Here is an 11,923-nt window from a genome sequence, read left to right on the forward strand (position 1 = left end):
GCGCGGGCCCATGACGATCCGGAATGGACGAGCGGCCTCTCCCGGCGGACCGGGAGGGAGGTGCTCAGGGATGGGCGCGTATGGAAACACGCCGATGGTCAAGGTTACGGACCTGCCGTCGGCGGGTCAAACCGGCTCCGTTCAAACCCCGCGTGGCCAGCTGTCACCGAAACGTGACGGTCACAGTGCCTCCACATGATGGAGTGGTTTGTAGGATTGGTGCGCCTACTTTTCTTGAAGAACACCTCAACAATGGCCATCGAGTCGACCGGGGGGGCTGCGCGTGCAGCGACCAGCGCTCGGGCTGCACGCGGAACGGACGACGAGCTTTGACCACGCCTGACATCTCGGTGATCATCGGCGCCTACAACGCCATGCCGTATCTGACGAAGACCCTGACGTCCGTCGTCGAGCAGTCGATCGGGCGCGACCGGCTGGAGATCATCACCGTCAACGACGGCTCCACCGACGGCACCGACAAGGAGCTGGAGCGCTTCGCCGCGGAGTACCCCGGCCTGTTCCAGGTCTTCCACCAGGAGAACTCCGGCGGTCCCTCGGCCCCCCGCAACAAGGGCTTGGACCACGCGCGCGGAAAGTTCGTCTTCTTCCTGGACGCCGACGACTACCTCGGCGAGGAAGCGCTCGAGCGCATGCTCGCGATGGCCGAGAAGAACAAGACCGACGTGGTGCTCGGCAAGATGAAGGGCGTCAACGGCCGGGGTGCGCCCGCCTCGATGTTCGTGCGCAACCAGCCCCGCACCGACGTCTTCAACTCCCGCGTCTACTGGGCGCTCAACCCCCTGAAGCTCATCCGGCGCGAGCTGATCGAGAAGCACGGTCTGCGCTTCCCGCTCGGGTACAAGACCTGTGAAGATCAGCTCTTCACAGGCATGCTCTACCTCAAGGCCGACGGCATCTCCGTCGTCGCCGACTACGACTGCCTGTACATCGTCAAGCGCGACGACGGCGGCAACATCACCACCTCCACGCGCGGCGCCGACAGCCGTATCAAGGTCCTGGAGCTGATGGTCGACCTGGTCGAGAAGCATGTCCCGGCCGGACCCGACCGCGACGGCCTGCTGAACCGGCATCTGTCGATCGACATGTTCCACGCCCTGATCCACCTGGCCAGGGAGTCCGACCCGGAGCTGCAGAAGAAGAACTACGAGCAGCTGCGCGCCCTGCTGGAGCGCTCCTACCCGGACTCGCTCAAGGCCAGGGTGAACGCGATCACGCGGCTGCGCTGTGAGCTCGTCCAGCGCGGGATGCTCCAGGAGTCCATCGAGCTGGAGAAGGTCGACCGCGGGCACCGCTCGAGCGGCGAGCAGCCCGGGATCCTCGTCGAGGGCGACCGCGCGTACACCCTGCTGCCGTTCTTCCGCGACGCCGAACGCGGCATCCCGGACGAGATCTACGACGTCACGACGGCGCTCCAGGACCGGCACCGGCTGGACTCGGTCACCGTCGACGGCGGCGTACTGAAGATGACCGGTCACGCCTATCTCCGGCGGGTCGCGCAGGACGTGCCCAGCAACACGGAACTGGTGCTGCGCGAGCGCGACACCAAGGCCGAGCACCGCTTCCCGACGACGGTCGTGGCCACGCCCGAGCTCGGCGCGGGCAAGGAGGACGGCGGGAAGTACCGCTACCCGGAGGCCGGTTTCTCGGTCGAGCTCGACCTGACGAAGGCGGTCGACGGCGGCCGCCTCCCCAAGGGGCTGTGGGACGTCTTCGTCGCCGTGCGGGTCGAGGACGTCGTCAAGGAGATTCGCTTCGGCCACAAGCGTCTCGCCACGGTCGACGCCAAGCCGCAGACGTACGTCGTCGCCGACGGCGAGGAGAACTTCGCCGCCGCGCTGTACTACACCCAGCCGTACAGCAACCTGACCCTCGACGTCGGCGAGAACAAGCACAAGGTCGCCGACAAGCTCCGCATCGAAGGCACCCGCTGGTCGACGACGATCCCCTCGCAGCTGGAGGTCAACGGCAGCTGGAAGCTCGCCGGGCTGCCGGCGGGCGTGCTGGGCGTACGGCTGGACGGCGACGGCGGCAGGTCGGTCACGGTGCCGGTCACCCCGACCGGCGACAGCGCCTTCACGGCCAACGTCTCCCTGGACGGTCTGGCCCCCGGCTCATGGACGGTGTCGTTGTGGCTGCCGTCGCAGCGCGGCAAGGGCTGGTCCAAGCCGGCGGCACCGCAGTCGAATCTGACGAACACCCGCTGGATCAGCCGGGGCGTCCCCCGCTACGCGACCCCGGCGAAGAAGCGCAACAAGCTGGTGCTGCGCGTGGGCCGGGTGGCGATCGTGAAGGCGGTGCTGAAGCGCCTGAAGGCGCTGACGTCCGCGAAGCGCTGACGCGCGGCGCCCTACGGGCCGCACGTCGAAGGGCCCGTGGCCCCCGGGAACCGGGAGCGCCACGGGCCCTTCCGCCTACCCGGCGGTGCCCGCCCCAGGCCCCAGGCCGACCGGGACGCGCTAGATGGTCGGGCTCCGTGTCGTTTCGGCCGCGGGAGGGGCGCAGAACGGCGGGGCACCGTATCGCTCGGCTGCGCCGGGCCGCTCAGGCGACGTGAGCCGACGTGAGCCGGTGACTGTCGGGGCACACGGTCGGGCGACAGCGCCGTGCTGCTTCGCCGGTCCTGTCGGCCTGCGAGCGCGCTGGCGCGCGTGGCGCCCGCCGTTGGACGACGTGTCGCACATGCAAGGCAGGCGTGTTCCGCACGACGTGCCCCATGGCGAGAGCGTCGGCGCGGGTGTCTCCCAGCCTTGCGGTCGCGCCTGCGGCAGCCCGTGGCCGCGCACCGGGCCCGTACGGCCGGTGCGCCGCGCAGAGCCTCTGTGACAGTCGGCGCGGAGTCTCTCCCGGCATCGCGAGCACCCCGCGCACCGGGCCCGTACGGCCGGTGCGCCGCGCAGAGCCTCTGTGACAGTCGGCGCGGAGCCTCTCCCGGCATCGCGAGCACCCCGCGCACCATGCGCGCCCGCGGCAGCCCGTGCCCGCGTGCAGGGCCATACGTCCGATGCGACTGCGCGGCGCGCCCCGTAGACCTTTCCTCAGTACGGACGGTCACGCGGCCGGCGCGCCCGCGACGGCGACGGCGATGGCGGCGAGCCTGCCGGCAGCAGACGCTCGCCGACACCGCCGCCGGTCTCGACACCGTGCAGCTCGGCGCCGCGGTGGCCGCCGCGTCCACGGCCCGCCGCATCGACATCTACGGCGTCGGCGCGTCCTCCCTCATCGGCAATGGACCTCGCCCAGAAGCTGCTGCGCATCGGCCTGATCGCGCACGCGCACGCCGACCCGCACCTCGCCGTGACGAGCACATACGACGCGGCCCGGCCCCCGGTGGAACAGGGGGCCGGGCCGCGTCGATGGGTGGCTAGTCCTCGGACGTGGTCGCCGGGACCGACGGGGACGCCTGTTCGGCGGCCACCGTCTTCTTCGAGACCTTCTTCGCGGCCGCCTTCTTCGCCGTCGTCTTCTTCGCGGCCGTCTTCTTGGCCGCAGCCTTCTTCGCCGTGGCCTTCTTGGCCGTCTTGCGGGCCACCTTCTTGGCCACCGGTGCCTCAGCCTCCGCGGACTCCGGCTCGGCCGCCTTGTGCTCGGCGGGGACCACGACGATCGCGGCCTCCTCGGCGCCCGACGGCGAACCGGCCGGGGCGGTGACCTTGCGGGTCACCCGGCGGCGGGCACGCGGCGGAGCCGCGACCGGGGCCTCCTCGGCAGCGACCGTGGGGGCCTCAGGCTCCGGCTCGGGCACCGGCGCCACCGGTGCCACCGGTGCCACCGGCGCCACCGTCACCTCGGCCAGAGCCGGGGAACCGGCCGGAGCCGACACCTTGCGGGTGACGCGACGGCGCGTACGGCCCGCAGGAGCCGCCTCCACCGCCTCCGCCGCCTCCACCGGAGCCTCGGGCTCCCGCGCAGCGACCGGCTCGGCCGCAGCGACAGCCGGCTCCGCCGTCTTCGGCGCACCGGCCGGGGCCGACACCTTGCGCGTCGCCCTGCGGCGGCCACGGCCGCGCGAGGCGGCGGCCTCGGCCTCCGCGATGCTGCTGTACAGCTCCTCGTCCGGCGCGAACGCCGGCTCCTCGAGCGCCACAGGCGCGGCCGCCTCCGCGGCGACCTCCGCCTCGGTCTCGATCTCCGGCTCCGCCGACACGGCCAGCGGCTCGACGTGCTCGTGCTCCACTGCGGCACCGCCGCGGCCACGCTTCTTCGCGCGCTTGCCACCACCGCCACCGACGGCGGACGGCTGCTCCATGTGCACGATCACGCCACGGCCGTTGCAGTGGACACAGGTCTCCGAGAACGACTCCAGCAGACCCTGGCCGACCCGCTTGCGGGTCATCTGCACCAGGCCCAGCGAGGTCACCTCGGCCACCTGGTGCTTGGTCCGGTCGCGGCCCAGGCACTCCAGGAGCCTGCGCATGACCAGGTCCCGGTTGGACTCCAGCACCATGTCGATGAAGTCGACGACGACGATGCCGCCCAGGTCGCGCAACCGCAGCTGGCGCACAATCTCCTCGGCCGCCTCCAGGTTGTTCCTGGTGACGGTCTCCTCGAGGTTGCCGCCCTGGCCGGTGAACTTGCCGGTGTTGACATCGATCACGACCATGGCCTCGGTCTTGTCGATCACCAGCGAGCCGCCGCTCGGCAGCCAGACCTTGCGGTCCAGGGCCTTCATCAGCTGCTCGTCGATCCGGTTGACCGCGAAGACGTCGACCTCGCTGGTCCACCGCTGGAGGCGGTCGGCCAGGTCGGGCGCCACGTGCGCGACGTAGCCGTGGATGGTCTCCCACGCCTCGTCACCGCTGACGATGACCTTGGAGAAATCCTCGTTGAAGATGTCGCGGACGACCCGGACGGTCATGTCCGGCTCGCCGTAGAGCAGCGTCGGCGCGTTGCCGTTCTTCGCCTTCTTCTGGATCTCCTCCCACTGCGCCTGCAGACGCTCGACGTCACGGCGCAGCTCGTCCTCGCTCGCGCCCTCGGCGGCGGTGCGCACGATGACACCCGCGTCCTCGGGGACGATCTTCTTGAGGATGGTCTTCAGCCGGGCGCGCTCGGTGTCGGGCAGTTTGCGGCTGATGCCGGTCATCGAGCCCTCGGGCACGTAGACCAGGTAGCGGCCGGGCAGGGACACCTGGCTGGTCAGCCGGGCGCCCTTGTGACCGATCGGGTCCTTGGTGACCTGGACCAGCACGGACTGGCCGGACTTGAGGGCGGCCTCGATACGGCGCGGGCCGTTGGCCATGCCCAGCGCCTCGAAGTTCACCTCACCCGCGTACAGCACGGCGTTGCGGCCCTTGCCGATGTCGACGAAGGCGGCCTCCATCGACGGCAGGACGTTCTGGACCTTGCCCAGGTAGACGTTGCCGACGTAGCTGGTGGCCTGTTCCTTGTTGACGTAGTGCTCGACGAGCACGTTGTCCTCGAGGACACCGATCTGGGTGCGCTCGCCGCTCTGGCGGACGACCATGACCCGCTCGACGGCCTCGCGGCGGGCCAGGAACTCCGCCTCGGTGATGATCGGCACCCGGCGGCGGCCCTGCTCGCGGCCCTCGCGGCGACGCTGCTTCTTGGCCTCCAGACGGGTCGAGCCCTTGATGGACTGGACCTCGTCGCTCGGCTCCTCCTTCTTGCGGGGCTCACGGACCTTGACGACCGTGCGCTCAGGGTCGTCTGCGCCCGTCTCGGCCTCCTCGGCAGCGTCACCGCTGCGACGGCGACGGCGACGACGGCGACGGCTGCTGCTGGTCCCGGCGGCGGACGGCGTGCCCGCCTCGGCCTCTTCCTCGTCCTCCTCGTCCGCTTCCTCGGCGGCCCCGGACTCTTCGGCGGCCTCCTCCACGGACTCGTCCATGTCGGCGGCCTCGCCGCGGCGGCGACGTCGGCCCCCGCGACGACGACGGCGCGACGGCCGGTCCTCGTACTCGTCGGACTCCTCGGCCTGCTCGGCCTCCGCCTCCTCAGGCTCCGCCTCTTCCTCGGCCGGGACGGCCTCGGCAGCGGGGGCGGGAGCGGGAGCGGGGGCCTCGACGGGCTCGGCGGCCTCACCGCGACGACGGCGGCGACGACGACCGGCGGGCTGCTCGGGGGCGGCGGTCTCGACGACCGTCTCGACGGACTCCTCGTCCGCCTCCGCCTCCGGACCGCTCGCGGCCGCGGCAGCGGCGGCAGCCGTCTCCGGCGTCTGGAACATCGGCTCCGCGAAGACCGGGGCCTGGAAGGTGGGCACGGCGGGGCGGGCACGTCGGCCGCGCGCAGGCGCCGCGGCCTCCTCGGCCTGCGCCGCGGCCCGCGGCTGAGCGGTGAACTCCGGCGTCGCGGCGCGCCGGCGGGTGCGGCCACGGGTGGCGGCCTTCTCCGCGGCGGCGACCTCCGCCTCGTCGGCGGCGATCTGCTCGACCGCGCTCTCGGGCAGGCTCTCGCCCGCCTCGGCGGTGTCCTCGGCGGGCACGACGGCGGCCGGGGCGCCTGCGGGCGCGGTGGCCTTGCGGGCCGCCCTGCGCCTGCGCGGGCCGGGCGCCTCCGTCTCGGCCTCGGTCTCCTCGCCGGCCGTCGCCTGCGGCGCACCCGCAGGGGCGGACGCACGACGACGGCGACGCGGCGCGACAGTCTCGGCGGCTTCGGGCTCGGCGGCCTCCGGCTGGGCGGTCCCGGGCTCGTCGGCCTTCGCCGACGGGGCGGCAGCAGCGGCCTCGACGGTCTCGGGGGCGCCTGCCGGAGCGGTCGCCTTGCGCACCGCACGACGGCGGGTCCGCGGCGCGGGCGCCTCGGCCTCGGTGTCTGCGGGCTCGGCGGCGATCTGCGAAATCTCCGCCTCCTCGCTCTCTACGACCTGCGGCGCACCGGCCGGAGCCGTCGCCTTGCGGGCGGCACGGCGGCGGGTGCGCGGGGCGGGTGCCTCGGCCTCGTCGCTCTCGGCCGCCACGGCGGACACTCCCGCCACGGCGGGGACCACAGCCTGCGCGGCCGCTGCCTGGGTGGGCGCGGTGGCGGGTGCTTCGACGGCCTTGGGAGCCCCGGCGGGAGCGGACGCCCGGCGGCGCGCACGGCGCGGGGCGGCGGTCTCGGCGACGACCGGCTCGGCCGTCTCCTCGGCCTCAAGGGTCTCGTCGGCCTCGGCGAGCTCGACGCTCTCCTCGGTCTCAAGGGTGTCGGCGGCATCGGCCTGTACCGGGGCGGCAGCGGGCGCACCGGCAGGCACGGTGGCCTTGCGGGCGGCGCGGCGTCGCGTACGCGGCGCGGCGCTCTCCTCGGATTCGGCCTCGGCCGGCTCCGCCGTCTCGGACGCACCCGCCGGAGCGGTCGCCTTGCGGGTCGCACGACGACGGGTCCGCGGCGCGGGGTCTTCGGCAGCGGCCGGCTCGGCGCTCTCCGCGGTCACGGCAGCGGCCACCACAGGTGCGGGCGCGGCCTGAACGACCTCGGTCACCGCGGCGGTGTCATCCGCGGCGGCAGCGCTCGGCGGCCCCGCCGGACGCGACGCGGCGCGGCGCCTGCGCGGGGGCAGCGTGTCGCTGGGCGTGGCGTGTTCTTGGTTGTTGTTCCCGGCGGTGCCGGGTTCGGTCGGCTCGAGCATGCGGGCGTTTCTCCCGTCGCGCTCCCGGGCGCCGCGCCTTGTCCGGTCCGGCTGCGGCCCGCGTGATGTGCGCGGTGCCGCCGTCCGGGGCGCGGGCGCCGCACGGGAGCTGATGTCTGGCTCGCCGGTTCCGTACGCGATGTACGTACGGCCTGGCGAAAGTCTCCTGTGTCAATGCGCGGCCCGTCTCAGGTGGCTCCCGAGTGTCCAGAGCCGCGCTACGACGACCGTCCTTACGCGGCGGGACCTTCCGGCGCCGTCGCAGGGGCTGTCCCGGCGGCCATGGATGGAGCGGCCGGGGCTGCCTCGCGGTCGGGCGCGAGCGGGTCGGTCACCGTGCCGGACTCCTCGTCGAAGAGCCCCTGCGCCAGCCTGGTCACCGCTGCGGGGACCGGCGGCGCCAGGTCGGCCACAGCTCGGAGACCGGACAGGACGTCGTCGGGTCGCACGGCAGGTGTTACGTGCCGAACAACCAGCCGCAGTATCGCACAGGGGCCCTCTCCCGGCCTATCAGGCTGTGGACCACCCGCCTGCAGGTCCGCTACGGCACTGCGGGCGTCGAAGGTCCGGATGCCGTTCTTCGTCTTCCGTCGGACCTCCACGGTCCCGGCAGCGAGGAACGCGGCCACGGCATTCTCGGCGGCCTCGGGCTCGACCCCGTCCAGCCGCAACTCCCACACGGATGCGGTGAGCCGGTCGGCGAGACCGGAGGTGCGGACCTCCACGGCGTCGATGATGTCGAGCCCGTCCGGCAGCGACTCGTCGAGCAACTCGCGCAGCTTGTCGGGGTCGCGGTACTCGGTGAGGGCGATCTCCAGATACTCGGCCTCGCTGCCCGTGCCGGTGGGTGCGGCATTGGCGTACGACACCTTCGGGTGCGGGGTGAAGCCCGCCGAGTACGCCATGGGCACCTCGGCGCGCCGCAGCGCCCGCTCGAAGGCGCGCTGGAAGTCACGGTGGCTGGTGAACCGGAGGCGGCCGCGCTTGGTGTAACGCAATCGGATGCGCTGCACCGCGGGTGCGGGCGGCGGGCCTTCGGGCTGTCGCTTGCCCAGTGGTTCTTCTCCTCGGTGCGGAGCGGGCGCGGGTGGCGCGCCGCCCTCGGACGTACGGGGGGTTCCCTCGGGGCCGGCCGGCTCACCCCTGCTTTCGCAGGGAGATCTCGGTCTCGGCCGCCGCGCCGGGAACGGTCTGTGGTTGTTGCGTATCTCCCAGGTTACGCGCACGCCGCACCGTGCCCGTCATGGGCGTCACGGGCGCCGGACGCGCCGTCGTGCCGCCCAGGGCGCGCCATGCGTCGCGGCGTGCCCGGCGCAGGGTCTCGCGGGCCGCGGCGAACGCGGCGCGCGCTGACCGGCCCGCCTCGACGGCCGCCCGCTTGACCGGGTGCCACAGGGCGTCGCGCACGAAGTGCCCGACCGGGGTGCACACAGTGCGGTAGAACCAGCGCGCCGGGCGGCCCGCGAGGTTCCAGGCGAGCCACTTCAGCGCCCGGCCGACGGCGCGCGAGACATACCCGGCGGCCTGCCACGCGAGCCGGAGGGCGGCGACGGTCTCCCGGCCGATCGGCGCGAGCACGTAGCGGTAGACCCAGATCAGCGGCGCGACCAGCAGGTTCGCCACCACCCACGCAAGGCCCCGGCCCAGCGGGGTCAGCACTTGACCGCAGAGCCACACGGCCGGCACGACCAGCCCGTACCTCACCACCGGCACCACCACGTACCGCCACAGCGCCACCCACGGCCTCACGAACAGCATCTTGCCGAGCAGGCGCAGTGCGGCCACGATGCCGTGGCCGAGCGGGATCAGCACATACCGGTGGAACCACACCAGGGGGGCGACCAGCAGGTGGGCGACGACCCACCCGATGCCCCGGCCCAGTGGGGTCAGAACATGGCCGTGGATCCACACCAGGGGAGCGACGAGCAGGTTCGCCACCGTCCACACCAGCGGCGCGACCAGCAGGTTCACCACCACCCACGCAAGGCCCCGGCCCAGCGGGGTCAGCACTTGACCGCAGAGCCACACGGCCGGCACGACCAGCCCGTACCTCACCACCGGCACCACCACGTACCGCCACAGCGCCACCCACGGCCACACGAACAACGCCTTGCCGAGGGGGATCAGCAGATACCGCAGGACGGCCTGGCCGGTCCAGGCGAGCGCGCGGCCGAGCGGCCGCAGGAGCATCCGGTGCAGCGCCTGTCCGCAGACGACTAGCACGTCCCAGACCATGCGCACCGGGACGACCAGGAGCACGACGACGATCCGCAGCGGAATCCTGATGACCTGCGCCAGACACCCGTCCCCGGGTTCGTACTCCTCGGCCGCGCCGTACTGCTGCCGCCCACCCGCCGTCGCCGGCGGCTTCTCGCACTCCATGTCAGTCATGACGCACCACGGACCGGTACGGATCCGGTGTTCCCGCAGGTCCTTGCCGACGACGGACGCACGAAGGCCCGGCCCAGGGTCTCCCCTGTGGCCGGGCCGTGTCCCGAAATCGACTGGGCCGTGCGCTACTTGACGGCGGTCAGCGGCGGCAGCTTCTTGCCGCGTACCGGCCTGGATCTGCGTGTCAATCTGCAGCGATAGGGAAACAGCCCAACATCTAGCCTGTACGCTTCGCGAGCATGAAGACGTACGACCTCGAGAGCGAGTGGACCGCCTCGGACCTGGCCCTCCTGGAGGACCTGGAGCGGGCGGAGGCTCTGCTCCCCGAGGACGCTCCGCGCGCACTTCTCTCCGTCCGCCTGTCCGTACTTACGGAAGACACGACATCGCCGGTGCGACAGGAACTCGACCTTCGTCTCCTGGCCAGAGAGAAGGGGTATCGCGTCGTCGGCGTCGCCTCCGATCTCAACGTGTCGGCGACGAAGGTTCCGCCGTGGAAGCGGAAGGAACTCGGAGAGTGGCTCAACAACCGGGCCCCGGAGTTCGATGCTCTGCTCTTCTGGAAGCTCGACCGCTTCATCCGTCGCATGACGGACCTGTCCACGATGATCGAGTGGTGCGAGCGGTACGGGAAGAACCTCGTGTCGAAGAACGACGCGATCGACCTCAGCACGACCGTGGGCCGGATCATGGTCACGCTCATCGGCGGCATCGCGGAGATCGAGGCGGCGAACACGTCGACCCGCGTGACGTCGTTGTGGGACTACGCGCGCACTCAGGACTCATGGCTCGTCGGCAAGCCGACCTACGGCTACGTCACGACGAAGGCGGACGGCAAGCCGGCACTCGCCATCGAGCCGAGCGCACACAAGGCACTGCACTGGGCCCGGCGCATGGCACTCCGGGGCGTCTCCGCCCGGCGCATGGCCCTCTGTCTCGTCCGCTCCGGCCTCATGTCGGCAGGACTCACCACGTCGACTCTCCTCCGCCGCCTTCGTAACCCCGCACTCATGGGGTACCGGGTCGAGGAGAACAAGCAGGGCGGGAAGCGACGGAGCAGACTCGTCCTCGGCAACGACGGGAAGCCGATACGAGTCGGCCCTCCGATTTTCACCGAGGAGGAGTTCGAGACCCTTCAAGCGGCACTCGACCGCCGGGGCAAGCACCAGCCCACCCGGCAGACGGGCGGAGCGACACAGTTCCTGGGAGTCCTGATCTGTGTCGACTGCTCGACCAACATGACCGTGCAGAAGAACATGAGCAACGGCCGGAGCTACACCTACCTGCGCTGCGGCAAGTGCAAGGGTGGCGGCCTCGGAGCACCCAACCCGCAGGACGTGTACGACGTCCTCGTGGGCGACGTGCTCCGCGTCCTCGGTGACTTCCCCGTCCAGGTCCGGGAGTACGCCAAGGGAGCCGAGGCACGCGCCGAAGTGAAACGACTCGAAGACGCCATCTCCTACTACATGGCGGAGCTCGAACCAGAAGGCCGTTTCTCGAAGACGCGGTTCACTCGCGAGCGAGCGGAGAAGACGCTCGACAAGCTCACGGAAGAGCTGAACGCCATCGACCCCGAGACCACGCAGGACCGCTGGGTCCTCGTCCACAACGGCAAGACCTTCCGGGAGACATGGGAGGCGGGCGGCATGGAGGCCATGGCCGAGGATCTGCGCCGGGTGGGCGTCACATGCGAGGTGACCCGTACGAAGGTGAAGGGGGTACGCGCCCCGTCCGTACACCTGCGACTGAAGATCCCGCGCGATGTCCGCGAACGCCTGGTCATCAAGGGCGACGACTTCGCCGCAAGGCTCTGAGGAGGGAGTGCGGGCAGACGTCTCCGGGCGGCTCGCCCAGCCAGGCCCGGAGATGCTCCAGCTTGACGGCCCGCCCGGGCTCCAGATAGGAAGACTCTCCCGCTCCTTCTGGGAGCGGACACCGTAG

Annotated in this window: 5 protein-coding genes and 1 pseudogene; 3 read left to right on the forward strand and 3 right to left on the reverse strand. The window is 71.7% G+C overall.

Features of this window, described 5'->3' with window-relative positions; genetic code table 11:
* Positions 1 to 329: 329 nt before the first annotated feature.
* Both J7E88_RS24160 and J7E88_RS24165 read left to right on the forward strand, forming a co-directional pair.
* Positions 330 to 2,357, forward strand: a complete 2,028-nt coding sequence (locus J7E88_RS24160) for a glycosyltransferase (RefSeq protein WP_251023102.1) — start codon at positions 330 to 332, stop codon at positions 2,355 to 2,357.
* A gap of 765 nt (positions 2,358 to 3,122) precedes the next feature.
* Positions 3,123 to 3,324: pseudogene (locus tag J7E88_RS24165) on the forward strand (RpiR family transcriptional regulator); the annotation flags it as partial.
* 58 nt (positions 3,325 to 3,382) lie between these two features.
* Here J7E88_RS24165 and J7E88_RS24170 read toward each other — a convergent pair.
* The 3 genes from J7E88_RS24170 to J7E88_RS24180 all read right to left on the reverse strand — a co-directional run bounded on the left by J7E88_RS24170 (position 3,383) and on the right by J7E88_RS24180 (position 9,982).
* The gene (locus J7E88_RS24170) at positions 3,383 to 7,591 is read right to left on the reverse strand and encodes an Rne/Rng family ribonuclease (RefSeq protein ID WP_215184498.1); all 4,209 of its coding nucleotides are present in this window, start codon (positions 7,589 to 7,591) and stop codon (positions 3,383 to 3,385) included.
* A gap of 233 nt (positions 7,592 to 7,824) precedes the next feature.
* Positions 7,825 to 8,604 (reverse strand): TIGR03936 family radical SAM-associated protein, encoded by a 780-nt coding sequence (locus J7E88_RS24175; RefSeq protein ID WP_215184500.1) that lies wholly within the window; start codon positions 8,602 to 8,604, stop codon positions 7,825 to 7,827.
* Between the two features lie 124 nt (positions 8,605 to 8,728).
* Positions 8,729 to 9,982: a hypothetical protein gene (locus tag J7E88_RS24180; RefSeq protein WP_308307587.1), complete on the reverse strand. Its 1,254-nt coding sequence runs from the start codon at positions 9,980 to 9,982 to the stop codon at positions 8,729 to 8,731.
* 239 nt (positions 9,983 to 10,221) lie between these two features.
* Between J7E88_RS24180 and J7E88_RS24185 the strand changes: the two genes are divergently transcribed.
* A complete protein-coding gene (locus tag J7E88_RS24185) occupies positions 10,222 to 11,796 on the forward strand; it encodes a recombinase family protein (RefSeq protein WP_215184502.1) in 1,575 nt (524 codons plus the stop codon).
* Positions 11,797 to 11,923: the final 127 nt, after the last annotated feature.

This window comes from Streptomyces sp. ISL-10, assembly GCF_018614575.1.
Taxonomy (GTDB): Bacteria; Actinomycetota; Actinomycetes; order Streptomycetales; family Streptomycetaceae; genus Streptomyces.